Below are 26,813 nucleotides of genomic sequence, written 5' to 3' on the forward strand. Positions count from 1 at the left end.
CATCGAAGTCAGTCGAACCTGTACAGATCGAACGTCTCGAGCGCGTACAGGTACGAGACCGGCGGCGCGAGGACGCCGACGGCGAGAACGGTCCAGGCGGCGACGGTGAGCTGACCGGCGGTAACCGCGAGGTCGGGCGTGGACGCCCAGGCGGCGGTCGCCGTGAGCACGGCGGCGATCGGTTCGGCCGCGTCGGCGTAGAGGACGACCGCGGCGGCCGCCGGGAGGAGAATTGCGAGCGAGTAGAGGAGGAAGGCGGTCTTGCTCGGCACGACGGCCTCGCGGTTGTTCGTGACGTTGACGCTGCCGAATCGGGGGAACGCGGTGCCGATGCCGGTCGCGAGCGCCGGTGTGACGACGGTGCCGACGACCGTACCGGCGACCAGTATCGCGGTGTGCTCGATCGAGAGCGGGCTGACGACTCCGAGCAGGAGTGAGACGGGGAGTCCGATCGGAACCGCGACGAGTGAGCCGGCGACAACCAGCCCGGTGATCGCCTGTCGTCCGGTGAGCGTCGAGGTGACGACGGCCGGCAGCGCCCGGCCGAGGTCACCGAGCGGGTTGAGCGTAAACAGGACACCGGCCGCCCAGACGGCGTACAGCGAGAGGAAAACGGCGACGTACGACGGGACCGTTCCGCTCCGGACGATTCCCTGGACGAAACCGATCGCGCCGAGCAGCGGGTAGGCGACGTACACCAGTCGGATCGGGGCACGTCTGGTCCGACGGATCGCGGTGAGCGTCACCGTCCGAACCGGGCGGCCGAGCCCGCGTGCGAGCGCATCGGCGAGCCGGCTCGACGAGTCGGCCGTCGCCGACCTCTCCTCGTCGTCGAACCGTGCCGGATCGGCGAACCAGTGCACCCGCGCGGAGGCGATCGCGATCGCGAACGCAGCCGCACTGACGAGTGCCGTCCCGATCACCGCACCGACGATCGTGGCGCTCGAGGCCGGAACGTTCGGAACGCCGGCCAGCAGGAGGTGGCCGGGCCAGCCGAGCGGACCGTCCTGAAGCGCGACGAACAGTTCGCCGACGACCAGATCGAACCGGCCGGTTGCGATCGCCCCGAAGTAGAGCCCCCAGAACGCGACGAACAGTACCCACCGGTAGCGGGCGATCGGTTCGTAGACGGTGACCAGGTGTCGAACCCAGATGCCGAGCACGAATCCGAGCGGAACGGCGGTAAGGAGCGCGAGTACGACGACGAGCGCGGCGAAAAGCACCGGCAGGACCGTTCCCGCACCGACGGCGAACGCACTCGAGAGTAAGACGGCTGGCGGCACCAGCCAAACGCCGAACAGCAGCATTTCGGCGCCGATAACGCCGACGGCGACGTTTCGAACGGACGTCGAGACGAGCAGAAAGGCCGACTCGTCGGGATCGGTTGCCGCGGTAAACGCCCGTATTCCGGCCATGACGAGCAGAGCGAGCCAGCCGACCGCAGCGCCACCGGTAACGACCTCCGTTGCGAGTGCGGCGCTCTCTGCGGTAACTGCCCCGGCGAAGTGCTCTCCGAGCGCAGGAAGCAGGTAGCCGCCGGCGACCGTGATCGAGCCGAAGACGAACAGCGCGAGCAGTGCCATCAACAGCAGTTTCGTCCGCTGGGTTGCCATCGCACGAACCGTTCGCCGAAACTCCGTCCTGGCGACGGTCAGCGGAACGCGCGTCATCGGCTTCTCCCACCGACGAACCAGTAACGGCGTGGCGTTCTGGGTACCATGACCGATAGCCCGTCCCGCATCCAATAAACAGTTCGGATACTGTCATACCCCCGGTCCGGCCGCTCCGTCGTCCAGAGATAGCGTGCTGGGTGTCGAGTTCGACCCCTCTCGAGAGAATGATTCGGTTCGAGCGGCACAATCGATTATAATTCCAACATGTTGTGGTTTTACGTAGAGTGCAGCGAAACGAGATGACTATGAGCCCTGCTGACGCCCCTGCTATCGAGACCGACGCCCTCACGAAACGCTACGGGGAGACGACGGCCGTCTCCGAGCTGACGATGGCGGTCGATCGAGGGACCGTCTACGGGTTTCTCGGTCCCAACGGTGCTGGCAAGACGACGACGATGCGGATGCTGACGACGCTCACCCGCCCCACGTCGGGCGCGGCACGCGTCGCCGGCCACCCGATCACCGATCGCGAGAGCGTCACGCCCCACATCGGCTACCTGCCGGAGGAGCCGCCGATCTACGACGAACTCACCGGCCGCGAACAGCTCGAGTACGCCGCCGGACTGCGGGATCTGCCCGAGGCCGACGCCACGGAGCGAATCGAGTCGCTGCTCGAACGGTTCGAGCTGCTCGCGGACGCCGATCGGCGCATCGAGGGCTACTCCAAGGGAATGCGCCAGAAGGTCGGCGTCATCCAGGCCGTGCTTCACGAGCCCGTCGTCGCCTTTCTGGACGAGCCCACGAGCGGACTGGATCCGCGTGCTGCCCGGACGATGCGGGAAACGATCGCCGATCTCGCAGACCGGGAGATGACGATCTTCCTCTCGACGCACATCCTGCCCGTCGTCGACGAACTGGCCGACGAGATCGGCGTCCTTCACGACGGTGAACTGGTCGCAGAGGGCGATCCCGAGACGCTGAAGTCCCGCGCCGAGACGGGCGACGCGCGCAGCCTCGAGGAGGCGTTCCTCGAGATCACGCGGGATAACCCGGCAGATGGCCACGCCGCGGAACCGCCGACGGAGTAAGCCGACCTGCGGCATCTCGAGACTGCCGGTGCCGTAGGTTACGTTTTAGCGAACCTATATGTGAGGCAGCCGTCGTATTTCGAATACGATGCGTCCGTCCCTCCGAACGATCGGGGTCGCAACCGTCGGCGGACTCGCGAACGTCGCCGTCGTGCTCGCGCTGTACGTCCGCGCCGACTATCCGACGCTCGAGTCGACCGTCGATACCGCCAGCCTCGTGATTCCCGTCTTCGCGGCCGGGTTCGTCCCGCTGCTCGTCTCGGCACACACCCGCCTGGTGGCTCCCGCCGCCGTCTTTCTCACTGCTCTGGGCGGAACCGCATACGTCGAACTCACTACCCCGATGCCCGAGTGGAGCGAGCTCGGCGGGTACGTCGTCGTCGAGGGGCCGACGCACGTCGCCAGCTACGCGAACGCGTGGTACGTCTGGCTCTCGCTCGCGCTGGTCGCGGGCCTCCTCGAGTTCGCGGTTCGGCGCGGCTACGGAATCGCCGGTACCCCAGTCACGAACCTGCCAGCCTTCCCGCTCTCGCGGATCGTCCTCGTCGGGACCGTCGTCGGGGTCGCCGGACTCGTCGGCATCGCGACGACGCTGCTGGTGCTTCGAGCCGGGATCAGGCCACCGATCGCCGCACTGGTCGTCTTCGCCGTCGCCGCGGCTGTTACGGCAGTCCCGCTCTGGGCGTTGCTCGGCAGGGGTCTGGTTTCACCGGCCGTCCTGTTCGCCATCCTCGTTCCGTACTTCCTGGTCGTAGAGGTGTTCGTCGCGACCGACAGCCCGGTCCACCTCCTGCTGTTCGGTCCGTACGCCGTCGCCCTCGCGATCATCGGGGCACTCGAGGCGGCGATCCGATCTCGGCTTCGGGGCTGGGACGGCGGTCGGTTCGCCGGCGAGCACTCGCGGTAATCCCCGATCGGTGGGGGAGACCCTGTGTTCTCCGCCCTCCGACTCGCTGGTTCCGTAGTAGCCGCTGAAAATCGGTGCACACCCGATCGACGTCATCTCGAGGTCGACACCACCGACCTCGCCCACGACGGCTGTGTGATCGGGACGAAAATCGTTTCAGTCGTTACGATACGAGCGACGGCGGCTACAGGCCGCGAGCGAGCCGGTGAACGTGGCCCCGACGGCGGAAGCGATCGCAACTGTGCCGACCGAACCCTGTCCACTCACGAGCAACTGTCCGAACGTCAGTCGAACGTAGCCGAGCCACGGAATCCGGAACGACGCCTTCCCCAGTATCCACTCCGGTTTGACGACGCTGTTGTCCCGGCTGTACAGTCCGCCGGCCTGGTCGTAGTGGCGGTTCGCGTCACCTTTCGTGACGAAGCCGTCGTGCGGCGCCGGACAGTCCTCTACCGCCTCGCAGGAGTCTCCGTTGACGTACTCCTCGTCGGCCCGCGTCTCCACCCAGTTTTCGTCCGCTTCGACCCACAGGTGAGCGCGGTGGATTATCGGCGTTCGACGGTCGTCGCCCCCGGGTGCGAAGACGATGACGTCACCGCCAGTCCCGAACGTCTCGCCGTCCTGGTCGTCCGCGAGCGGCGTGACGCCGGTGTCGCCGGCGGAATCGTCGTCGGCGAAGCGATCGGGCGCGACGACGACAACGAGATCACCGACCTCCACGTTCGGCTCCATACTGCCGCTCTCGACCGCGACCAGCGGCGGCCAGACGCCGCTAACCGCGAGGAGCAGTAATCCGATTACCCCGACGATGGCCACGCTGCTCAGTACGTCACGCACGAGGGATGCCGGTTCGCCGTCGGTAGCGAGAAAGCGGCGAACGGGTCCGTCGTCCTCGATCGACTCGCGACGCGAGGTATCGGCGTCGTCACCGTCGTTTTCCGTCTCCCCGGCGGGATCCGAACTACCCATTTTGATGCGGTACAATATCTGAAGTAATCAAACCTGCTCTCCGTATCAGTTCGCGTCTCGGACCCGTCTGCTAATCCCGCCCCGCCGGTTTGGACTCGAGATCGAGAGTCGCCGATCGCAGGACGCATCGCTACGGGATCGCGCGCGATGACGAACTCCGACATCCCTAAGCGCCCGGACTTGCTGGTTCGGATATGGAGTATCACGAGGCGGCGGACTTCTTATTCGGTCTGCGGCGCTTCCGGCCGAAGCCGGGGACGGCGTCGACGGCGCAGTTACTCGCCCACCTCGAGGACCCACACGAGAGCGTCGATTTCGTCCAGATCGCCGGTTCGAACGGGAAGGGAAGCACGGCGCGGATGCTCGAGCGCACGCTGCGGGAAGCCGGCCTCTCGGTCGGACTCTACACCTCGCCCCACCTCGAGGACCTGCGCGAGCGGATCCGCGTCGACGGCCGCAAGATGCCCAGGTCGGCGGTGTGCTCGTTCGTCGAGGAGGCCCGCGAGTACGTCACCGACCGGGGCGCCGACGGCGAGTCGCCGACCTTCTTCGAGGTGATGACCGCGATGGCGATCCGGGAGTTCGCCCGCGCGGACGTCGACGTGGCCGTCCTCGAAGTCGGGATCGGCGGCCGGTACGACGCCACGAGCGTCGTCGATCCGGTCGCGAGCGCGGTCACGAGCGTGACCTTAGAGCACACCGGCATCCTCGGCGACACCGAGGAGGAGATCGCCCGCGACAAGGCCCACGTCGCGCCCGCCGACGCCCCGCTCGTCACCGGCGTCTCGGGCGAGCCGCTCGAGGGAATCCGCGAGGTCGCCGGCGAGGTCGTCACCGTGGGAACGGCTGCGGACGGCGAGGCGAGCGACGAGGAACGCCCCGACGTGCGGGTCGCCTACGGCGGCCGGACGAATCACACCGAGGCCGTCGTCTCGATCGACGCCGGCGACGGGGAACTCGAGACGCGGATTCCCCTGCTCGGCAGCCACCAGGCCGAGAACGCGGGGATCGCCGCAACCCTCGCCCGACAGGTGGCGGACGTCTCGGACGACGACCTCGCGCGCGGCCTCCGGAACGCCCACTGGCCGGGTCGCTTCGAGGTGATCGACACCGAGCCGCTGGTGATCCTCGACGGGGCGCACAACCCCGGCGCCTGCGAGCAGTTGGCGAAGACGCTCGCCACCTACGAGTACGACGACCTCCACCTCGTCGTCGGGGCGATGCACGACAAGGACCACGGCGAAATGGCTGCAGCGCTGCCGACCCCCGACGTCGTCGTCGCGACCGAACCGGACCTCGAGCGCGCCGAGGACTCCGACGTCCTCGCCGAAGTATTCGAGCGGACGGGAGTCGACGGCGCCGCCGTTCGGACCTCGCCATCCGTTCAAAACGCCCTCGAGAGCGCGCTCGCAGCGAGCGACGAAACCGACTGCGTGCTCGTCACCGGCTCGCTGTTCGCGGTCGCCGAGGCGCGCTCGCGGTGGACGAACGCGGGGATCCCGAAACGGATTCGCGACCTCGACGACGCCCGCGAGGCGCTCACAGGCGCGACCGCGACCGACGTCGAGCGAACGTCGGGGTCCGCGGTCCACCGCGTCGTGAAGACGAACCTGCGGTACCGCCAGGCGACCGCTCTGCGGGAGGAACTGCTCCGCGTCGACGGAGAGTGTACACTCTCCGGACTCGAGCGAAGCGACGAGTCGGTCGACGCCGTCCTGATGGGGACGCTCGCACAGTTCGATCGGCTCGTCGACCGACTCGAGGCCCGGTCGGACGGACTGGCCGAGACCGCACGGGAGCTGCGAGAGCGCCTCGAACTCGACGCGAGCGGGTCGACGGCGGACGAGACGGGGAGCGAACGACAAACGGACGCCGACTCGCGGCACCCCTGGGACGACCGGACGGCGGTGATGGGGATCCTGAACGTCACCCCGGACAGCTTCCACGACGGCGGCGAGTACGACGCGCTCGAGGACGCCGTCGTCCGCGCCGAGGCGATGATCGAGGCCGACGTGGACGTCATCGACGTCGGCGGCGAGTCCACGCGGCCGGGCGCCGACCCCGTCCCGAGCCAAGAGGAGATCGACCGCGTCGTTCCCGTGATCGAGCGCATCGCCGACCTCGACGTGCAGGTCTCGATCGACACGCGGAAGGCCGCCGTCGCCGACGCCGCGCTCGAGGCCGGCGCGGACATCGTCAACGACGTCTCGGGGCTCGAGGATCCCGAGATGCGCTTCGTCGCGGCGGAGCACGATGCGGGACTGGTCGTGATGCACAGCATCGACGCGCCCGTCGTTCCGGACAGGGACGTGGAGTACGACGACGTCGTCGAGGACGTGATCGACCAGCTGCAGGAACGGATCCTGCTGGCGAAGAAGGCCGGCCTCGACCGCGAGGACATCGTCGTCGATCCCGGCATCGGGTTCGGCAAGTCGGCCCGCGAGAGCTTCGAACTGCTCGACCGGATCGACGAGTTCCGGGCGCTCGGCTGTCCGATCCTCTTCGGTCACTCGCACAAGTCGATGTTCGGTCACGTCGGCCGCGACGCCGGCGATCGCCTCGAGGCGACCGTCGCGGCGAGCGCGCTCGCGGCGGATCGCGGGGCGGACCTCGTCCGGGTCCACGACGTCCCCGAGAACGTCGCTGCGGTCCGAACGGCGCTCGCGGCGCGCGACCCCGACGCGTTCGAGTGGTGAGCCGGGAACCGCATCTGCCGGTCCAACCTTCAACTGTTCCGAAACCGTACCGATCGTGAGTGCGACGTACTCGGTGACCGATACATGACGGATGAACACGAACACGATCTGCAGTCGACCGTCGAGGCAGAGGGACTGGAAGAACTCGCGGACGACCCGATGAACGCGGCGGTGTCGGTCGCGACCGATAGCGCTCGCAACGGCAAGCTCGCCGTACTCGGCGGCGGGCTCTTGCTCCTGTCGACGCTTCGCTCGCTGGCCCGCGGCCAGCTTCGAGCGCTGCCGAAGGCCGCGGCCGGTGCCGGGCTGCTCGGGTTCGGGCTTCGACAGCGGGCTTCGAGCGAGCCGACCACCTTCGAACCGAGTACGGACGAGATCGAGGGCGAAACCGAGAGCAAGGAGACGTCCGACGAGGCCCACGCTGCCGGCGAGCGACCCGACGCAGGACAGGAGTCACAGATCGACGGGAGCGGCGACGTCGAAGAGTCGGCACAGCTCGGCGACGAGGGCGACACGGGCTCGAAGATCGAGTTCACGGACGATCCCGAGGGGGAGGAGCCGCGGTCGAAACCCGACGCCGACAAGGACCAGGAGGACCCTCGGCGCGATACCGACGACGACACGACGGAAATCGACGTCTCGGATACGGCGATGGCCGAAGAGACGGCCGAAGCGACCGGACCGGACCCCGAGCAAGCCCAGCCGACGCAGACCGACTCGACGGAGCCCGAAGAGACCCCGGAGGAGGACGCGTCGGATATGAAGGTCGAACCCGACGACGAAAACGAGGACGAAACGGACGACGAAGAGAACTGATTGGCGCTCTCGAGTCGCGGCGGTAGCCGGTCGCCGTGAGCGGCTCGTGCAGCCCGGCGACACTTTACTTTCGATCACCACGCACCGCCATGAAGACGGGGAGTACCGTCCGCTACTACGGCCGAAAGCTGTGGCGGCGACTGGCCCACTACGCCGCGAAGCGACGCCACGGCTACCGGGACTACGGCTCGCTCGAGACTCCGAACGGGCTCGGGATGCGCCAGCGGCCGTTCTCGCTCGGCGAAGTTCGGCCGTTTTTCGTACTCCACCGGGACTACCACTTCCACGTCTGCCCCTGGAACAGCTTCGTGTACGCCAACGGCCTCGAGCGGTACGGGTTCGACCGCAAAGCACAGCAGGAGGTCGACCGGATCGAGCGCGTTACGGAACCCTACGGCAACTTCCTCCAGGTGCTCACGCTCGAGGGCGAGCCCTACGTGAAACGAGGGTACGCCACCGCGGAGGACTTCACCGTCACGGCGGCGCTGTGCGTGGAGTACACCGGCAGCCAACGATGAGGGTCGTGATCGTGCGGTAGAGCGTCGTCGCTCGACGGTCGTATTGCCACCGGAGAGAGTCACTCCAGATCACCAAAACCCTCATTTCACTGTCAGCTGTACGGTACCAAAGCGCACGCCGAGATCCACGGCGTGGCGACGAGCGGACCATGAGCGAAACACCCCAACGCGAGCGCGAACCGATCGATCCCGAGTTCGACCATCAGCGAGCGGAAGGTGTCGACGAGAGGGCGCTCGAGGCGTTGCTCGAGCCGTACGCCATCGGGCGGGACGACCACGAGAACGCGCCCGCGTTCGTGATCCGGGCGGACGAGGTACAGGAAACGCTCAGGCTCCTGCGGGACGAAGCGGGGTTCGATCACCTCTCGTGTATCACGCCCCAGGAGTACGAGGACCGCTACGAGTCGATCCTCCACCTGACGAAGTACGACCGGCGGACTCACGAGGTGACTCTCGTCGTTCCGCTTCCGAAGGACGATCCGCGGTGTGAGACGGCCGAGCCGGTGTTCCGGACGGCGGACTGGCACGAGCGCGAGGCGTTCGACCTCGTCGGGATCGACTACGAAGGTCATCCCGACCCGAGGCGGATTCTCCTGCCGGAATCGTGGCAGGGGCATCCGCTCTCGATGGACTACGACCAGGACAAGCCGCAGGTCGTGCGGTACGCCGAGCACGCGAACCCGCTGCAACCCGACCAGAGGGTCCCCGAGTCGGATACGATGCTCATCAACATCGGCCCGCACCACCCGGCGACCCACGGCGTCCTCCACCTCAGGACGATCCTGGACGGCGAGACGGTCGTCGACGTCGACCCCGACGTCGGCTACCTCCACCGCTGCGAGGAACAGATGTGCGAACAGGGGACCTATCGGTACCAGATCATCCCCTACTCGAACCGGTGGGATTACACCGCGAACCTCCCGAACGAGTGGGCCGTCGCCCGCGCGGTCGAGGATCTCGCGGACATCGAGGTCCCCGAGTACGCCCAGGTCCTGCGGACGATGGCAACCGAGTTCGGCCGCATGCTCGGGCACTTCCTCGCGCTCGGCACCTTCGCGCTCGACGTCTACGGCGACTTCACGGCCATCTTCCAGTACTCCTTCCGGGACCGCGAGGTCGTCCAGGATATCCTCGAGGACCTGACCGGTCAGCGAATGATGTTCTACTTCTTCCGGCTCGGCGGGATCGCCTGGGACCTCCCCGAACCCCGCGAGGAGTTCATCGAGAAGTGCCGGGACTTCCTCGACGAACTGCCCGCCAAAATCGACGAGTACCACGCCTTAATTACTGGAAACGAGATCTTCCAGATCCGAACCATCGGTACCGGCATCCTCGAACCCGACGTCGCGAAGTCCTACGGCTGCACGGGGCCGGTCGCCCGCGGTTCGGGAATCGACTACGACCTCCGCCGAGACGATCCCTACGGCTACTACGAGAACCTCGAGTGGGACGTCGTCACCGAGGACAGCTGTGACAACTACGCCCGGGTCCTGGTTCGAATGCGCGAAGTCGAGGAATCAGCGAAGATCATCGAACAGTGTCTCGACCTGCTCGAGGAGTGGCCCGAAGACGAGCGAACCGTCCAGAGCAACGTTCCCCGCACGCTGAAACCCGACCCGGACACCGAAACCTACCGCGCCGTCGAGTCCGCGAAGGGCGAACTGGGAATCTACGTGCGCTCGGACGGGACGAACAAACCCGCCCGGTTCAAGATCCGCAGCCCGTGTTTCCACAACCTCTCCGCCCTACCGGAGATGGCAGAAGGGGAGTACGTCGCCGACCTGATCGCCACGCTCGGCAGCCTCGACATCGTGCTCGGGAGCGTGGATCGCTAGCTGGAACTGGACGAATTCGAGAGCCCGCGACTGTGACCTGTCCGACTGTCAATCGTCGCCTTCCATTCGTTTCAGGTACTCGCGGCGGTGGTCCCGGGCCGTCGCGATGTATTCGCGGGCCTCGTCGCCCGCCTCGTTCTCCAGGCCGTCCAGTTTCTTCGTCAGTTCGGCAATCCGGTCGGCCTTCGGTCCCGGCTCGTCCTGCGTTCCGTGTCCGTCTCGCTCCTCGTCGAGGCCCTCGACAATCGAGTCAACCCGTTCCTGTACCGTGCGGTCGGCCGCGTCGCTGGCTCGCCCGAGCGATTCGCACGCCTGCTCGAGGTGAGACCCCTCGGACATACGCCGCAGTACGGACCGAAGCGGGATATCTCTCGAGCGAGCGAGTGCTACCCCGCAGTTAACCCGAAACGCGGACGTGACCGACAGGCATTAGGGACGCCGATCCGGAGGAATCGAACGGATGTCGCTCGATCGGAGGAACCGGAGAATCGCGGCCGCTCGTTACCGCCGGACGGGCCTCGAGCGCGACCGACGGAGCGTCGTCGGAGCGACGATCGGCGCACCGACCGGAACGGTGCAGCGTTCCCGGTGACGAGATGTCGGCATACCGGTTCCTCCCGGGGCTCGCCGCCCTCTGTCTCGGCGCCGTTCTGGCGCGAGCCGTCGAGTTAGCCGTCGGCTTCAACCACCTGCTCGTCGCCATCGCGCTCGGATTCGCCCTGGCGAACGGGTTCGGCGTTCCGGATCGGCTCGAGCCGGGAATCGCGACGCACGACTTCTGGCTGGCCGCCGGAATCGTCCTCATGGGGGCGTCGGTAACGCTCGGAACGGTGCTGGAAACGGGAGCGCTCGTCCTGTCCATCGTCGTCTGCGTCTCGGGGTTCACGATCGTCGTCGTCGAACTGCTCGCGCGCAACGTCTTCGGGATCACCGGCCGGCTCGGCTCGCTGCTCGCGGCCGGCTCGGGAATCTGCGGCGTCTCGGCGGTCGTGGCGGTCGCCGGCGCGATCCGGGCCCGGGAGAACCAGATCGCCTACGCCGCGGCGACGGTCCTGCTGTTCGACGCGGTCACGATCGTCGTCTACCCGATGATCGGCGATCTGCTCGGGCTCTCCGGAACCGTCTTCGGCGTCTGGGCCGGCGTCAGCATGTTCTCGACCGGTCCGGTCGTCGCGGTCGGGTTCACCCACTCGGAGGCGGCCGGCCAGTGGGCGACGATGACGAAACTCGCCCGGAACGCCCTGATCGGGGTCGTCGTCCTCGTCTACGCGAGCTACTACGCCCGATCGGGGGACGGGAGCCGGCCCTCGATGCGAACGCTCTGGGACGAGGTTCCGACGTTCGTCCTCGGCTTCTTCGCGCTCATGGTCCTCGCGAGCGCGGGCCTCCTCTCGTCGTCCCAGCGGGCGGTTATCGAGGACGCCTACGGCTGGCTGTTCCTGCTCGCGTTCGTCGGTCTCGGGACCGAGATCCGGATCGCCGAACTCCGAACCACGGGACTGGTACCCGCACTCGTCGTGCTGACGGCGTTAGTCCTCGTCAGCACGCTCTCGCTCGCGCTGCTGCTGCTCCTGTTTTGAGCACGGCGGGTTCGGACCGCCGCTGACGGTCGCCTCAGTACGAGCCGGTAGTGCCGTCGGTGTCGATGGGAATTCCCGACGACCGTTACGCGGAGTCCCACTCGAGTCCGTACTCCCCGGCGACGTCGGCTGCCACCGACTCGAACCGGTCGAACGGCATCGGCGGCGGATGCGCGTAACGCGCGTCGATCTCCTCGGGAAGATCCGCGTGGTAGCGGACCTGCGTCTCGACATCGTAGGGGAACTCCTCGGTGTCGACGCCGACGAAACCGTGCCGGTCGCGCGCGTTCGAGAGCACGTCCCGCCAGTCCTCGACGGAGGCCAGGCCCGCCGACTCCATCCCGTGAGAGAACAGCGTCGTCCGGACCTCGGCGTACGGATCGGCGTCCTCGAGGTACGACTCGAGGTGCTCGACGTCGGATCGGGTGTTGAAGGCCGTCCAGTACGGTACTGATCCCGTGCGGAGCGTCCACCACGGCTCGATCAGCGCGAACGACTGGACGAGCAATCTGCCGATCGGTCGGTCACGGTCGGCGTACCGCTCCCGGTAGCGGTCCGCGACGAACGGACTCAGGTCCCGGGGTTCGTCGAACGCGAGCCGCCGGAGTTCGTACCCTCGCTCGTCTGCGACGCGTTCGAGGTCTTCGCGAAGCGCCGGATCGAATCCCCACTCGGCCTCGGGGATCCGTTCGTCCGGTTCCGGCACGTCCCATTCACGCCGGTCGGCGCCCTGTCGTTCGAGGAACTCGGCGATCCGTTCGCTCCCCTCGTAGTACTCCTCGGGGGAGAGACCGCCACAGCCGCCGAGCTGGAAGCTGTGGCGCTCGCCGACGTCGATCGCCGGCCAGTCGTACTCGCACTCGAGCGAGATGACGGTGCCGCCGGGCTCGAGCGCCGTCTCGAGGAACTCCTCGTAGGCTTCCCCGAGCACTCGCGATTTGACGCGAAAGTAGGCCAGCTTCCGGACCATCAGCCGATCCTGGTTCGGGTCGTGCATCTGGTGGAGCGAGACGTCCGGGTTAGCCTCGAGGAACGGCGGCGCGCGCTCTGCGCCCCACTGGATGTCCTCGCGGATCGCGTCGGCATCCATCGACCGCTGGATCGGGAGGAGGAAGGTTTGGGGCAGCCACGGAACCCCGAGGAGCGCGGCGAGGTGGACGGCCGCGCCGTTGCTCGAGCCGACGACCACCGCAGGGTAACCGCGCTCGGGATACTGGTCGACGACCCACTCGCGGAACCGTTCGACGTCGATGTCGCCGAGGTCGTCGGGGTCGATCCCCTCGTTCGCGCCTCCCCTGGTGTAGATGGTGGTCCGGACCTCCCGCGGCAGGACGTTCGCCCGCTTTGCGAGCGGCTCCAGTTTCGGATGGATCATCCCCAGCCTCGGAAACGCCTCGCCGCGCAGGTAGCTGGCGGCGGCTCGGACGAACACCGTCGTCGAGTCGAAGTTCGGCAGTCCGTACGGCGTCGATCGCTCGCCGGCGAACAGTCTCGAAACTCTCACCGGCCGTCCACCTCGGATCGGCGACGTGACGTCGCGGTTCGACCGCGAGTCGAACCCGACCGTCCGGTATCGTTCGTCATCGGTCGTTCGACGTTCTACCACGGTCCGCTGAATAACGGTGCGGCCGGCATCGAACGCGGCGGCCCCGTTGAACCCCTCTTCTTCGGACGGTTTTCGTTGAAGGTAATTGTCACGTGCATCCGCGGACGTATCGTTGAGAAGCTATCGGATGTGCACGGTATTACCGGAGCCGCGCTGACGCTCATACGGAGAGCAGTGGCGAGCGAGCGGTACGGATCGGAATCTCTCGGTACCGTTGTTCGATACCGTCTGTGAGTGCTCCTCCGGAGGTATTTGTACGGCGACCGACACCGGCTATAGTAGCCACTGACAGTCAGTGCACACCTGATCGCACGGCTGTTGAACGAACGGTGTGTAAACCGTTTCAGTTGTTACTACAGTAAAATCGGCGGTTCGTCTTCGAACGTGCGTATCTGCTCTCGGCCAACGACGTCCGCACGAATCAGCGTTTACGGGTCGAACTCCAGGACGTCCCCCTCCTCAACTCCGCGCTCGGAGGTCCACTCGTAGACGACTTCCAGAACGTACTGTCCGCGACCGGGATAGATTTCTTCGGTCCCGTCTTCATCCGGCCCAGGCTCCGGCGCGTGGAAAATACTCGTTATCACGCCCTCGTCATCGGCGAAAATGATGTCGATTCCAAACGACATGTCCGGCATGGCGAACGTCCGATCTTCGACCGTTTCGTAGACGAACAGCATGCCGCGGTCTTCGGGTAACTCTTCGGTGTCGCTGAGTCCGAGCCGCTGAAGCTCCTGCGTATCGGCGATAGCCGCCGTCACTTCACCCAGTTCGTCGCCGTCAGGTGTCGTCACGCGAACGTCGGTCGACTCGTAGTCCGCGTGAACCTCCGTCGAAGATTCGTCGTCGCTCGAGCCCGACTCCTTCGTCGTCCCTTCGCTTCCGTTGATAGCGTCGAGACATCCTGCGAGCCCGACGGAACTGAGGGTTGCAGCGAGTCCTGTTAGAACGGTCCGTCGGCCCGGGGCCGGTGAGCGCAGCGGAGTCATCACGGTACGCTACCGATCACGGAGAGACTCATAAACGTTTGTTTAGATCCCCGTGAATATAACGTGCGAGACGGAAAGTCCGCGATCTACTCTCCCGGATTTATCTGGTTCGAGTGATTCGGAGAACGACGACCGTCTCCGACGGGAAGATGAATCACGACGGTCTCGAGGTACTTCCCGAAGCTATCGGGGCGGAGTTCCACGTCACCCGAAACGGTGGACTCCCGGCGGGTCATCGAATGAAACCGACACGGCGGACAGTTCACAACAGCTAGCCACGGATCTCATCCCACAGAACATACTTTACCCCGAGCGCGAAACACGAACCTATGTCAAACGGAGAGTTCGAAGGCTACGGCGGCCGTCACGTGCCGGAACCGCTGCGAGAACCGCTCGAGCAACTCGCGAGCGCCTACGACGAGGTCGCGTCGACCGACGAGTTCCAGGCGGAGTTCCGCGACCACCTCGAGGGCTTCGCCGGCCGGCCGACGCCGCTGTACCACGCCCGCAACCTGAGCGAGCGCTACGGGGCCGAGATCTACCTCAAGCGCGAGGACCTGCTCCACGGCGGCGCACACAAGATCAACAACTGTCTCGGCCAGGCCCTGCTCGCGAAGCGGGCCGGTCGGGACCGACTGATCGCCGAGACCGGTGCCGGCCAGCACGGCACGGCCACCGCGATGGTCGGCGCGCTGCTGGGCCTCGAGACGGAGATCTACATGGGCGCGAAGGACGTCGGGCGCCAGGAGATGAACGTCTTCCGGATGCGCCTGATGGGTGCCGAGGTCAACGAGGTCGAGCGCGGGAACGCCGGCCTGGCCGACGCCGTCGACGCCGCACTCGAGGACTTCGCCGAGAACGTCGAGGACACTCACTACCTCGTGGGCAGCGTCGTCGGTCCCGATCCGTTCCCGCGAATGGTCCGGGACTTCCAGTCGGTCATCGGCGAGGAAGCCCGCGAGCAGTTTCAGGAGCGAACCGGCGGACTCCCCGACGCCGCGGTCGCCTGCGTCGGCGGCGGATCGAACGCCATCGGCCTTTTCCACGCGTTCCGCGAGGACGACGTCGCCTTCTACGGCGCCGAAGGCGGCGGCGAGGGGTCGGACTCGAGTCGCCACGCGGCCCCGCTCGCGAAGGGGAAAGACGAGGTCATCCACGGGATGAAGACCCGCGTCATCGACGACGAGGTCGACGTCCACTCCGTTTCTGCGGGTCTCGACTACCCCGGCGTCGGCCCCGAGCACGCCATGTTCCGGGCCGTCGGTCGCTGCGAGTACACCGGCGTCACCGACGACGAGGCGCTCGCCGCGTTCCGGGAACTGAGCGAAACCGAGGGGATCATCCCGGCGCTCGAGTCCAGCCACGCGGTCGCTCGAGCGATCGAACTCGCCGAAGCGGGCGACCACGAGACGATCCTCGTGAATCTCTCGGGTCGCGGTGACAAGGATATGGAGACCGCAGCGGCGAAATTCGACCTCTGAGCGGGGCGGGGACGTCCCGTCTCGCGGACGCCGGTTTCCAGTTACAGGTAGTTTCCGACGACCGCTCCGGCCGGGCCGAACGCTGCGGGATAACCGGGACCGGCGACGAAAATCGCCGACGGCGGCGTCGGACCGGCGGAACCGCCGCCGCTCGCGGTGAAGACGATCGCACCGGCGAGTGCGACGGGCAGGTAACCGGCCGCGACGGTGAGACCGTGTTTTGCGGCGCTGGTCGCCGGGAGCCGCGGCGACCCGGCCCGAACGACGACGCCGGCCGGGAACAGCAGGAGCGGCGGGATCGCGAAGAACGCCGCGCTCACCTCGCTCATCGTCGAGACGAGGTTGACGGTCTCGGCGCCGAACAACGCCGAAATCGTGCTCTCGGAGAAGTGCGCGCTGCAGAACAGCTAGCCGACCATCCGCCAGTCGCCGGAGATGCCGGTGACGACGGCCACGAGTTGCGCCAGCGTCGACTCGCGGGCCGCTCCGCCGGTGAGGACGTAGAAGACGGCGTAGCCGACGAGCCAGGCACCGACGCCGGTCACCGTTCCGCGACGGATCGGAAGCCGTGCCGACTGCTCGTCCGTGGAAGTCGCCGTGCTGAAGTGCGGTCGGATCGGAGGAATTCTCGAGTCGATTATCGGTCGGTATCCGTCGCGAACGGTCGGGCCGTTACAGAATCGAGGTGCCGATGGCGGCGGCGGCGAGGCCGAGCACGACGATCGCGAGCACCGCGTCGCCCGCGGTTCCGAAGCCGCCGACCGTATCTTTCGTCGTCGCGACCAGGGCGATCATGCACGCGCCCATCGCGAGCAACACGAGCGCCGCGTACACGAGATAGATCGACGAGATCATATTTCGGCACAGTTTTTCCACCCTAGTAAGCGTTTGGAAGCAGATCGTCGGTGATCGAACGATTATAATGCGTTCGTTTGTTATAGGCTTCCATGCGGATGGAACTGCGGGTGTGTAAGCACTGTTACAACGGCGATCACGGCAACCCCCAGAAGACGGCGGTCACGGAGGACATGGTCGCCTGCGCCAAGCGAATCCGGGAGTACAAGGACCTCATCGGCATCGACTCGCTGTACATCTCGATGGTCGAGGAGGGCGACCGCGGCGGCGCCGAGGCGCTGACCGTCTACGTCGCGAACATCGAGAACGATCAGATCCAGATGAACGACACGCAACTGGTGATGGAGGACGGCGACGGCAATACCCTCGTCTACCCCGAGCCGGACGACATCCTCGAGGTACTCACGCGAAACATCGATCAGATCGCCGAACAGACGCGACAGGACGTTACGGTCGAACTCTCGCCGGATAGCGAACAGATTCTCTCCTGAACCGTCGCTACGATTCTGTCCGCCGGCTCCGAGGATCTTCGACCGTTCCGTTTCGCACAGGGTGCGAACGTACCCCAGAGAGCTCTACCAACCCAGATGGAGGTGATACGACGCGCGCGTACATAATCAGGCCTGTTCGAATCTCGAAAACGAGCGGCAGGTGCCGACCCCGTCGAACAACGGGCGGCGGGCTCAGTCGCAAGTGGAGCCGAGCGCCGTGTTCTCGCCGGTCACGCTGGTCAGGGTCTGGAGATAGTCGTCGAGGTCGAGGGCGAAGGCGGCGTCCGTCGGAAGGTCGATCCAGAAGAATTCGAACTGCTCTCCGCGTTCCGCACCCGTCCCGGTAACGGTGTGGGTCCATGCGTCGCGCTGTTCGTGGATCGATGCGCGAAAGAAGCTCCTCACGTACCGCTTCGGTGGGGACTCGCGCCGAGTCCAGACGTCGGTGGTCAGGTGCTGCAGGTCTTCGATGGTCGCCAGTCCGCTCTCCTCGACGATCTCTCGGTACACGGCTTCGTCCGGCGTTTCATCGGTCTCGACCGTTCCTTTCGGTATCTGGAGACCGTCGTGTCCGGGCCCTTCGAACACGAGCAGCTCCGACTCGTTTCTGGTAATATAGGCGCAAGCTTTCTTGACGTGCGTTACGTTCTGAGAGGATATATTGACGAACGGTATCCCCAGTCGTATAGTAGTAGTCAAATATCTCCCTAAAGGTATAATAAGTGAAAACTACCCATAAAGGTGCGAGTATATTCGACGGATGTTTGTGAGCCCGGGGAGAAACGGCGGGCCGAACCGCGGCAGTCGCGCTATTCGCTCGAGCCGCCGTCGGTCGCGACGCCGTCGCGCTCGGCCTGAATCTGCCGTTCGCGCTGTTTCAGGTAGCGCACTCGCAGGATGTTGCCGTACATCGAGAGCGCGAGGCCGACGAACAGCACGAGGATGCCGACGTTGATGGCGATGGTCCGGAAGATGTTTCCCTCGGCGAACGCGAGCGAGTCCGGAATCGGATAGCCGCCGTAGGTCATACTCCCGGCAAGCGCGCCGGCGACGCCGATGATGACCATCGCGCCCATGACGTTCGTCGCCCACTTCCAGGTCGGCTTGAGACGCAGCTTCTCGATCCCCGTCGTTTCGTGGTCGTCGGGATTGCCGTGGAAGTTCGGCGTCTGGTCCTTCGGCAGGAACGCCTTCATCTCGACCGGGTAGAACGCCGGATGGCAGGCGTGCTCGAAGGTGTGAAACATCACGCCCATCAGCATGATGACCCCGAGCAGGCCGTGGAAGGCGACGAAGCCCATCACGACCGACTGGGAGTTGTAGAACTCCATCAGCAACGTCTTCTGCCAGATGAGCAGCCCCGAGATCATCAGCAGGACGAGTTCAACGGTGAAGATAGCGATGACGCCCTTGCCGACGTACGACAGCAGCGGGATCTCGTCGGCCTTGTAGCCCGCGAACTGCTTGGCGTTGGGGTGGCGCTCGTCCGCGTAGCCGAGGGCGAACTTCACGTCCTGGACGAACGCCATCACGTCCGCCTTCAGATCCGGCAACACCGCACCCAGATTGGACCGACTCGAGGTCCGAAGCAGCATGTACAGGACCCAGAAGACGGTCAACAGGATGAGCGCGAAGCCGGCGACGCGGTGGACCGTGAGCACCCACGAGTTGCCGCCCATCAGCTCGACGAGCCACCACAGCTCCGCGTTAAAGGCGATGGCGTACCCCGTAAAGAACAGGAAGAACACCGTCAGCGCCAGCAGCGAGTGGAACGTGGTCGTCACTCGAGAGAACTTCCCGTGATCGAGGTTCGTCACGCGCGATCACCTCCGCTCGAGCGGTCGCTTCCGGAAGATTCCAGGTCTTCCGACGTTCGCCTCGTTTCACTCGGCTCACCGCCGTCGGAGCGCACCTCCGACGAGGATCGCGAACCGTCCCCGGAGCGCTTCGCGCTCCGACGCGGATCGCGCTCGCTTCGCTCGCGCTCGCCGTTGGTTCGCTCACCGCCGTCGGTCGCGACGTCGGCGTCGGCGCTCCGCGGCGGCTGCATGCGATCCGCGAGCCGTCGGAACGCGGCCCAGTGGATCACCACCATCACGATGATGAAGATCCCCATGATCACGTCGGCGAAGTGGATCAGGGCGATCAGCGCGTTGAGCACCGGCTCCGTGTTGCCGGCGACCCACTCGGAGCCGATCCCGCCGCCGCCGACCGTCGGTCGAACGCGCATGACGGTCTGGTAGAACGGCCCCTGGAAGAGCCAGACGGAGCCGACCGCGACGACGACGCTCGTGACCGCGGCGATCCAGAACGCCGCCCTGTCGGAGAGTCCGCCCGTCGCCTCGTCGGTCGTCGCCCGCGGATCGGCCGGCCGGTCGGAGCCGCCGTCGCGTTCCGCGTCGGAGTGTGTCGGCTCGCCGGTCATGACTCGAAGAGGTCGGCGTCCTCACCGAAGATGATCCGCATGGACTCCTCGTTGAAGAACGTCCCGCTGTCGCGTTTGTCGAGTTCGTCGGCGATGTCGCCGGCCGAGCCGACGAGCAGCGCGTTCGTCGCGCACTCGTCGACGCAGGCCGGCGCTTTTCCGACGTCCTGGCGCTCCTTGCAGCCGGTACACTTGTCCATCGTCCCGCCGGTGCCGACGATGTCGGCCGACCCGTCGTTGCTCTCGGGGAACTGCGGCGCGCCGAACGGACAGCCCGAGAGGCAGTACTGGCAACCGACACAGAGGTCTTCCTCGAGGTCGACGAAGCCGTCGTCGCTCTTCCGGAGGGCGTCGGTCGGACAGACCGAGACGCAGGGCGCCTCCGCGCAGTGATAACACTGCATCGGCAGGTTCGTCTCGCCGGGGTTGACGCCGTCCTCGAGGGCCTCGGTCTGCTGGCCGTTGTAGCCGTCCTCGGCTTCGCGGCCCTCGAGCATCTTCACGACGTCGATCCGTTCGCGTTTGGGGTCGACGTCCCAGGTTCGCTTGCACGCGACGACGCAGGCGCCGCAGTCGATACAGGCCTCGACGTCGGGGAAGAGGCGCATCCCCTCCCCGACGCCCATCGTCCCGTCGCCGATTCGGTTCCGTTGTGGTTCGTTCGTTGACATTGTCTGTTAGTCGTCTGCGAGCATGTCGTGCTCCCGTACGTCGAACTGTTTCTGGAGCCCGAGCCCTTCCTCGTCCTGCGGGAAGTCGATGAATTCCATGTCGTACTCCTCGATCCGTTCCGGCGTGGCCGGCAGGACCCTGACCATACCGACCTTCGTCTCCTGCATCTGGGTCTCGGCGTCGAACCCGCTGGCGGTGATGAGGTTCGCGGAGTCGCCGATCGCCATGGGTTCCGTGCCGTCGGGCCAGTTGTCGCGCTGGTCCTTACCGCCGAAGACGCCGCCCCAGTGGTACGGCAGGAAGATCTCCCGCGGATGCGGCTCGGCCGTCTCGGTCCGGTAGTCGACTTTCGCCTTCACGAGGATCGCGCTCTTCCCGCTGTCGGCGGGTTCGATGATGACCATGTCCTCGCCGCCGGTGATCCCGAGTTCCTCTGCCATGTCGGGGTGGATCTCGGCGTACATGTGCGGCTGGACGTCGGCCGTGAGGCGGTTGTTACGCGTCTCGGAGCCGCCGCCCTGGTGTTCGACCTGGCGTCCGGAGGTCATGATGACGTCGAAGCCCTCCTCGTGAACGCGCTGGGTCGCTTCCTGCTGAGTCGCGGCGTTGTTCTGGTCGAGACGGAAGACGTTCTGCTGGTGGCCGTTCGCCGGCCACTCCTCGGTGATCCCGAGGTGCGGACTCTGAATCGGCTCCCGGTGGATCGGGACGGTATCGAGGAAGTTCCACGCGACAGCGCGGGCCTTCCCGCGACCCGTCGGCGGATCGGGCTGTTCGTTGTCGAACTGCTCCCAGAACTCCATGTCGAGGTCGTGGCCGTACTCCTCCTCGAGCGCCTGGGCCGCGTCGAACGCCGAGTACTCGTCGCTGAGCGCGTACTCGACGGGGAGCGACATCTGGTGGGGTTCCGTGACGTCGTCCGGGAGGGTCGTCGTGTAGTGGGGGTACTGGGGAACGCCCTCGACCTCGCCGTCCCACCACTCGGGTTCGTACGGCTCGCGGAGCAGGTCGAGGCCCTCCTCGCCGTGTTCCTCGTAGGTTTCGCTGAGCGGGTACTCCTGGTCGATGTCCATCTCCTCCCACTCTTCGGGGGTAGGTGCCTCGATCCCCCAGTTCGTCCGGAAATCGTGGCCGCCCTCGCGGGGGTCCACGTCGTCGCGCCAGATGATCGGCGTCCCGGTGTGACCCTCGCCCCAGTAGGGCCAGGGGAGCATCCAGTACTCGCCGTCGACCGGGGTTCCCGGCGCGTCGGCGCGCAGATTCTCGGTGGTAAAGAGGTGGTCGTTGTCCCGGTGTTGCTGGAGCTTCTCGGGGGACTGCTGGTAGCCGATCGAGCGAGCGCCGAGGTTGATCTCCCGAAGCGCGTCCTCGTAGGTGCTCTTCCCGTTGTACATCCCGTCGCCCGTACCCCAGTTGAAGTGCTCGCCGAAGCCGAGGGTCTCGGCGAGTTCCTGGATGATCTGGAGGTCCGGCTTGGAGTTGTGCGCCGGCGGGCCGGCGGGTTCGCTCCACTGAACCGACCGGTGTGTGTTCGTCAGCGACCGGTAGTGTTCGTACTGGCTCGAGGCCGGCAGCAGGAGGACGTCCGAGTCGTCCGGCAGCGTGCCGGCGACGGCGGGGAAGACGTCGACGACGACCAGCAGGTCGAGCGCCTCCATCGCCCGCTTCATCTTCTCCATCTCGCTGATGGAGTTCGCCGAGTGACCCCAGAAGAAGACCATCTTCAGCGGGTCCGGCTGGTAGAGGTTCGACTCGTGGAGTCGATCCTCCTGGCCGAGCGCCGCCTCGTACCAGCGAGCGACGGTGAGCCCGGGCTGGAACATCATCGACCGGGTCGTCACATCCTCCGGTCGGTGCGAGTCCTGTTGCTCCTCCCCGAGTTCGTCCTGCACCTCGAGGTCGACCTCGGCGGGCGGGATCGTCTCCTCCTCCTCGCCGAGTTCCTCCCAGAGGTCCTCCGGCATCGACCCGAATCGGTCGTAGAGTTCGTCGAAGTCCGTGCTGCCGTCGGTCCACGGACTCTCGGTCCAGACGTTCGCCCAGTGGGTCCACGACCCGGCCGAGGTCACCGAGTAGTAGCCCGGCAGGTACTCGGCGTCGACGCCGAGATCGGTCGCCCCCTGGACGTTCGCGTGGCCGCGCATGACCTGGAGGCCGCCGCCGCTCCGTGCGGCGCTGCCCGAGGCCAGGCTGAGCAGGGCGTACGAACGGATGTTCTGGGTGCCGTTGTTGTGCTGGGTGCCGCCCATCGCCCACTCGATCTGGACGTTGGGCTTGTTCTCGATAATCATGTCGCCGATCTCCTCGAGTTCCTCGACGCCGATCCAGGTCAGCTCGGAGACCGTCTCGAGGTCGTACCGGTCGAGTTCCTCGTAGGCGTCCTCCCAGCCCTGAACGCGGTCGTCGAGCATCTCCTCCTCGAGTTCGCCCTGCTCGTCGAGGTAGTTGATCAGCCCCATCATGATCGCGACGTCCGTGCCGGGCCGCATCCGATAGAAGTAGTCGGCGTGAGAGGACGTCTTCGTGTAGCGGGGGTCGATCGAGACGATCGTGCCGCCGCGGGCCTGCCCTTCGAGAATGTGCTGCATCGCGACCGGGTGGGCTTCGGCCGGGTTCTGCCCGATAATGATGTTGAGATCGAAGTTGCGGTAGTCGTTGACCGTGTTCGTCATCGCGCCGAAACCCCAAGTGTTCGCGAGACCGGCGACGGTCGGCGAGTGACAGATCCGGGCCTGGTGGTCGACGTTGTTCGTGCCCATGAACGCGCCCAGTTTGCGGAACGCGTAGGCCTCCTCGTTGGCGTGGTGGGCGCTGCCCAACATCATGACGCTGTCGGGGCCGTACTCCTCGAGGATCTCCTCGTACCGCTCGGCGATGAGATCGTACGCCTGGTTCCAGGAGATCTTGCGCCACTCGCCGTCGACCTTCCGCATCGGATGCTTGAGTCGCTTCGGCGAGTGTTCGGTCTCGAGGATGCCCGCACCCTTCGAGCAGAGCGAGCCGTTGTTGATCGGGTTCTCCTTCCAGGATTCCATCGCGACGAAGGAGTCGCCCTCCTTGACGGCCTTGAACCCGCAGCCGACGGAGCAGTAGTTACAGATCACCTTCGCCGTCTCGGCGTCGTCGTGAACGCCGTCGGTCTCGTCTTCGTCGTCGCTGAGGACGTGACCCGTCGCCCCGCTTCCGAGGATCGTCGCCCCGGCCAGTGCGGATGCTTTCATGAACGACCGACGGTCGAGGTCGAGCGTTACTGGTTCAGCACTCATCGCCTATCATTGAAGCAGTGTGAAATTCATTGCAGATTCGATACTCCCACATTATATGGTACGGGCCAGTCTCCAAAGTATAAACATTATGGAATCCAGACGTTATCGGTTTATTATATTGTAAGTATGATTAACCGACCTCGTAAATTTTGACCTATTCGGGAACTGGAATTGACATCTGTCAATAGAACGCGAAACATCTTTTGTAATCGGCACAAATACACAGTCAGCTATGAATACGGGGTCCTTCATCTGCTCGTGTGCGGGGACGTGCGATATCGATCTGGAGGGCGCTCGCGAGGGGGTCGACGGCGTCGACGTCGCCGCCAGTTCCCGGCTGCTCTGTCAGGATGGACTCGCCGGGATGGAACACGTCATCGAGGAGCACGAATTGGATCAGCTCATCGTCACCTGTCCGGAGGCGACTGCCCAGAAGAAGATCAAAGAGACGGCGACGGAGCAGGGTCTCCACCCCGACGCCGTCGAGTTCGTCGACCAGCGCGAGAGCGCCGGCTGGGTCCACGACGAGGCGGAGGCAACCGCGAAGACCGCTCGCCTGATCAACGCGCGAAACGCCGGCCTCGAGGAGGAAGCGATCCACCAGTCGCTGTCTCACGAGACCGGCGATACCGTCGCCGTCGTCGGCGACCCCGAAACGGCGGCCGGACTCGCCGAGAGCGCCGACGTGACGCTGATCGCCGACGGAAACGATTTCGCCGACGCCGAGTACGACCTGGACGAGGTGGCGATCGAACGCGGCCGCGTCGTCGAGGTCGACGGCAGTTTCGGCGAGTTCGAACTCACGCTCCGCAGTCGAGTCACCGAGGACTGTATCTCCTGTATGGAGTGCGTCCACGAGGGGCCACCGGGGAAGGTGACACGCTACCCCGTCGACATCGACCCCGACGTCGAGGACGAGACGCTACCGGAACTCTGTCCGACCGACGCCATCGACCTCGAGGGCGTCGACCGAACGATAGAGGCCGACCAAGTCGTCTACCCGAACGCGACCGATTCGGCTCGCGGCGGTCGGATCGGCTTCTACACCGCGCCGCTCACCGCCTCGAAGATCGCGGCGATCGAGCGGCAACTGGGCGGGATCACGAAACCGGAGTTCCTCGACCTCGAGATGGACGTCTGTGCCGCCGGCGACTCGAGCCAGATGGGCTGTAACGAGTGCGTCGAGGCCTGTCCGCACGGCGCCGTCGAGCGCTCGCGGATCGACGAGGTCGAGTTCCACACCGAACTCTGCCAGAACTGCGGGGCCTGTACGAGTTCCTGTCCGACGGGCGCGACCATGCTCCGGGAGCCGAGCAACGAGCGCATCGCCCGCGAGGTCGAGGCGTTGCTCGTCCCCGACGAGGTCGAGCGGAGCTGGATTCCGGGTCGATCCGGGTCGGGCATCGACGAGGCCGTCGTCGCCTTCGTCTGTTCGGAGAGCGCCGAGGACGCACTCCAGGAGTACGGCCGACTCGCCGCGTCCGGCAGGGCCGAGGTCGACTACCCGCCGATTCTGCCGGTCCGAGTCAACTGTACCGACACCGTCGGCGAGGCCCACGTCGTGCACGCGCTGGCGGCCGGCGCGGACGGCGTCGCGATCGTCGGCTGCGGCGGGAGCTGTCTGCACTCCGGTCCGGACCCGAAGGCCGAACTCGTCGACCGGCTCAACCGCGCCACCGCAGACCTCGAGCTCGGCGAGCGCGTCGAGTTCTTCGCCCCCTCGGCCGACGACCCGGCCGAGTTCGTCGGCGCCGTCTCGGCGTTCGTCGACGATCTCGAGAACTCCCCCGTTCCAGCGGGCGAGCACGAGGCGACCGGCGGGATCGACGACCCCGACCGCGAGAATCCCGCCTTCGACAGTCACGGCTGGACGCTCGAGAGCGTCCGCACGATCCTCGAGCACGTCGAGCCCGAACGGGACGTCATCCGCGGCCTGAAGGACTTCGGACAGGTCGAGGTGAACGACGCCTGTACGCTCACGCCGACGTGTTCGAACCTCTGTCCCACGGACGCGCTCCGTCGAACGAAGACCGGCCTCGAGTTCAACCACGAACGCTGCGTGAGCTGCGATCTCTGTGAAGAGGGCTGTATCGAGGACGCGATCACCGTCCACGAGGGACTCGATCTCTCGCTGCTGCCCGAAAACCAGCCCGACGACGCGGACGACCCGGCGTGGTCGACCGTGTTCGAGGGATCGATGCTCGAGTGCCGCAACTGCGGGAAGGAGTTCACGAGCGAGCGCTCCGCGGAACGGATCAAGGGCGAGGTCGGCGACCTCGTCTCCGGGATGGCACCCCACGCCGACGGCAGCATCTTCGACTACTGTTCGGACTGTCGATCGAAGTTACTGTACCGCCGCAACGACGACTGATGCGCATGGACATGGAAGCTATCTACGAGGCTCGCCTCGATCTGGTCGAGTTCCTCGTCACGGCGACCCACGACGCACCGGGAGAAGCGTTCATCGAAGATATCCTCGAAGGCGACGTAATCGGCCCGTCCGGAACCGTCAACGAGGAACTCGGCGAGGGGTTCGACTTGCTCGAGCAGTTCATCGAGGCGAACGAGGATCGGCCGATCGAGGATGTCGTCGACGAACTCGAGGTCGAATACACCCGGCTGCTCGTCGGTCCCCGACCGCCGGTGACCCCCCACGAGACGTACTTCCGCGGGGAGATGCAGTACCTGGGCGAGGGGCTGCCGAAGGTCGAGGCGAGTTACGGTGCCGCCGGCTGGAGCCCGCCCGAAAACTATCCCGAAGAGAGCGACCACGTCGCGGTCGAACTCGCCTTCCTCCGGCACCTGATTCGATCCCAGAAACGGGGTCGCGAGGAAGCGCTCGGCTACCAACGCGTCTTCCACGAGGAACACCTCACTCACTGGCTCGACGACTGTGCTGCGGCGATCGCCGCGGAGGCGAACGCGACCTTCTACGAGGCGGTCGGACACCTGCTCGCCGGGTACAACGAGTTCGAAGAGGAAATCGCGCTCCAGGTGAGCTAACAG

The 26,813-nt window shown here is 65.9% G+C and carries 24 protein-coding genes; 11 read left to right on the forward strand and 13 right to left on the reverse strand.

Translation table 11 applies throughout. The annotated features are described in order from the left end of the window. Positions 1-8: 8 nt before the first annotated feature. Positions 9-1,670 carry a hypothetical protein gene (locus NED97_RS16205; protein WP_252488055.1) on the reverse strand — a complete coding sequence of 554 codons (1,662 nt, stop codon included), beginning with the start codon at positions 1,668-1,670 and terminating at the stop codon, positions 9-11. A gap of 248 nt (positions 1,671-1,918) precedes the next feature. Here NED97_RS16205 and NED97_RS16210 point away from each other — a divergent pair, with 248 nt between their 5' ends. Beyond that, positions 1,919-2,701, forward strand: a complete 783-nt coding sequence (locus NED97_RS16210; protein ID WP_252488056.1) for an ABC transporter ATP-binding protein — start codon at positions 1,919-1,921, stop codon at positions 2,699-2,701. An 88-nt stretch (positions 2,702-2,789) separates the two neighbouring features. Next, positions 2,790-3,608 carry a hypothetical protein gene (locus NED97_RS16215; protein ID WP_252488057.1) on the forward strand — a complete coding sequence of 273 codons (819 nt, stop codon included), beginning with the start codon at positions 2,790-2,792 and terminating at the stop codon, positions 3,606-3,608. A 156-nt stretch (positions 3,609-3,764) separates the two neighbouring features. On the opposite strand, the gene NED97_RS16220 is transcribed toward NED97_RS16215, so the two are convergent. Continuing rightward, positions 3,765-4,577: a S26 family signal peptidase gene (locus NED97_RS16220; RefSeq protein WP_252488058.1), complete on the reverse strand. Its 813-nt coding sequence runs from the start codon at positions 4,575-4,577 to the stop codon at positions 3,765-3,767. Between the two features lie 194 nt (positions 4,578-4,771). On the opposite strand from NED97_RS16220, the gene folP reads away from it, so the two are divergent. The 4 genes from folP (at position 4,772) to NED97_RS16240 (ending at position 10,442) form a co-directional block, all read left to right on the forward strand. Beyond that, on the forward strand, positions 4,772-7,273 hold the full coding sequence (gene folP / locus NED97_RS16225; protein WP_252488059.1) for a dihydropteroate synthase: 2,502 nt from the start codon (positions 4,772-4,774) through the stop codon (positions 7,271-7,273). 84 nt (positions 7,274-7,357) lie between these two features. Then, positions 7,358-8,089, forward strand: a complete 732-nt coding sequence (locus tag NED97_RS16230; protein WP_252488060.1) for a hypothetical protein — start codon at positions 7,358-7,360, stop codon at positions 8,087-8,089. Between the two features lie 89 nt (positions 8,090-8,178). Then, complete coding sequence (locus tag NED97_RS16235) at positions 8,179-8,607, forward strand: hypothetical protein (protein WP_345781209.1); 429 nt, start codon at positions 8,179-8,181, stop codon at positions 8,605-8,607. 149 nt (positions 8,608-8,756) lie between these two features. After that, positions 8,757-10,442, forward strand: coding sequence for an NADH-quinone oxidoreductase subunit D (locus NED97_RS16240; protein ID WP_252488061.1), 1,686 nt, complete (start codon positions 8,757-8,759; stop codon positions 10,440-10,442). A 48-nt stretch (positions 10,443-10,490) separates the two neighbouring features. Here the strand turns inward: NED97_RS16240 and NED97_RS16245 are convergent, their stop codons facing one another. Further along, complete coding sequence (locus NED97_RS16245) at positions 10,491-10,781, reverse strand: DUF7553 family protein (RefSeq protein WP_252488062.1); 291 nt, start codon at positions 10,779-10,781, stop codon at positions 10,491-10,493. Positions 10,782-11,038: 257 nt separating this feature from the next. Here NED97_RS16245 and NED97_RS16250 point away from each other — a divergent pair, with 257 nt between their 5' ends. Then, entirely contained in the window at positions 11,039-12,022 is a 984-nt protein-coding gene (locus NED97_RS16250; protein WP_252488063.1) for a YeiH family protein, read from the forward strand. 85 nt (positions 12,023-12,107) lie between these two features. Here the strand turns inward: NED97_RS16250 and NED97_RS16255 are convergent, their stop codons facing one another. Together NED97_RS16255 and NED97_RS16260 are read right to left on the reverse strand one after the other, a co-directional pair. Then, the gene (locus NED97_RS16255; protein WP_252488064.1) at positions 12,108-13,526 is read right to left on the reverse strand and encodes a hypothetical protein; all 1,419 of its coding nucleotides are present in this window, start codon (positions 13,524-13,526) and stop codon (positions 12,108-12,110) included. A gap of 530 nt (positions 13,527-14,056) precedes the next feature. Beyond that, entirely contained in the window at positions 14,057-14,617 is a 561-nt protein-coding gene (locus tag NED97_RS16260) for a DUF192 domain-containing protein (protein ID WP_252488065.1), read from the reverse strand. Positions 14,618-14,946: 329 nt separating this feature from the next. Here NED97_RS16260 and trpB point away from each other — a divergent pair, with 329 nt between their 5' ends. Beyond that, entirely contained in the window at positions 14,947-16,098 is a 1,152-nt protein-coding gene (gene trpB, locus NED97_RS16265) for a tryptophan synthase subunit beta (protein ID WP_252488066.1), read from the forward strand. Between the two features lie 41 nt (positions 16,099-16,139). On the opposite strand, the gene NED97_RS16270 is transcribed toward trpB, so the two are convergent. The 3 genes from NED97_RS16270 to NED97_RS16280 form a co-directional block, all read right to left on the reverse strand. Then, the gene (locus NED97_RS16270; protein ID WP_252488067.1) at positions 16,140-16,463 is read right to left on the reverse strand and encodes a hypothetical protein; all 324 of its coding nucleotides are present in this window, start codon (positions 16,461-16,463) and stop codon (positions 16,140-16,142) included. 42 nt (positions 16,464-16,505) lie between these two features. Beyond that, on the reverse strand, positions 16,506-16,643 hold the full coding sequence (locus NED97_RS16275; RefSeq protein WP_252488068.1) for a hypothetical protein: 138 nt from the start codon (positions 16,641-16,643) through the stop codon (positions 16,506-16,508). 127 nt (positions 16,644-16,770) lie between these two features. Next, a complete protein-coding gene (locus NED97_RS16280; protein WP_252488069.1) occupies positions 16,771-16,953 on the reverse strand; it encodes a hypothetical protein in 183 nt (60 codons plus the stop codon). 92 nt (positions 16,954-17,045) lie between these two features. On the opposite strand from NED97_RS16280, the gene NED97_RS16285 reads away from it, so the two are divergent. Next, a complete protein-coding gene (locus NED97_RS16285; protein ID WP_252488070.1) occupies positions 17,046-17,444 on the forward strand; it encodes a hypothetical protein in 399 nt (132 codons plus the stop codon). A gap of 192 nt (positions 17,445-17,636) precedes the next feature. Here NED97_RS16285 and NED97_RS16290 read toward each other — a convergent pair whose 3' ends face one another. From NED97_RS16290 to NED97_RS16310, 5 genes are all read right to left on the reverse strand, one after another. Continuing rightward, on the reverse strand, positions 17,637-18,104 hold the full coding sequence (locus NED97_RS16290; RefSeq protein ID WP_345781243.1) for an NUDIX hydrolase: 468 nt from the start codon (positions 18,102-18,104) through the stop codon (positions 17,637-17,639). Between the two features lie 149 nt (positions 18,105-18,253). Then, positions 18,254-19,261 (reverse strand): cytochrome b/b6 domain-containing protein, encoded by a 1,008-nt coding sequence (locus NED97_RS16295; RefSeq protein WP_252488072.1) that lies wholly within the window; start codon positions 19,259-19,261, stop codon positions 18,254-18,256. Further along, a complete protein-coding gene (locus NED97_RS16300) occupies positions 19,258-19,869 on the reverse strand; it encodes a hypothetical protein (RefSeq protein ID WP_252488073.1) in 612 nt (203 codons plus the stop codon). The genes NED97_RS16295 and NED97_RS16300 overlap by 4 nt, the downstream gene beginning before the upstream one ends. Next, positions 19,866-20,540, reverse strand: a complete 675-nt coding sequence (locus NED97_RS16305) for a 4Fe-4S dicluster domain-containing protein (RefSeq protein ID WP_252488074.1) — start codon at positions 20,538-20,540, stop codon at positions 19,866-19,868. The genes NED97_RS16300 and NED97_RS16305 overlap by 4 nt, the downstream gene beginning before the upstream one ends. A 6-nt stretch (positions 20,541-20,546) precedes the next feature. Next, a complete protein-coding gene (locus NED97_RS16310; protein WP_252488075.1) occupies positions 20,547-23,807 on the reverse strand; it encodes a molybdopterin-dependent oxidoreductase in 3,261 nt (1,086 codons plus the stop codon). Positions 23,808-24,039: 232 nt separating this feature from the next. Between NED97_RS16310 and NED97_RS16315 the strand changes: the two genes are divergently transcribed. Beyond that, positions 24,040-26,178 carry a hydrogenase iron-sulfur subunit gene (locus NED97_RS16315; protein WP_252488076.1) on the forward strand — a complete coding sequence of 713 codons (2,139 nt, stop codon included), beginning with the start codon at positions 24,040-24,042 and terminating at the stop codon, positions 26,176-26,178. A gap of 5 nt (positions 26,179-26,183) precedes the next feature. Beyond that, entirely contained in the window at positions 26,184-26,810 is a 627-nt protein-coding gene (locus tag NED97_RS16320; protein WP_382207228.1) for a TorD/DmsD family molecular chaperone, read from the forward strand. Positions 26,811-26,813 lie beyond the last annotated feature (3 nt).

The sequence above is a fragment of the Natronococcus sp. CG52 genome, from assembly GCF_023913515.1.
Lineage (GTDB): Archaea > Halobacteriota > Halobacteria > Halobacteriales > Natrialbaceae > Natronococcus > Natronococcus zhouii.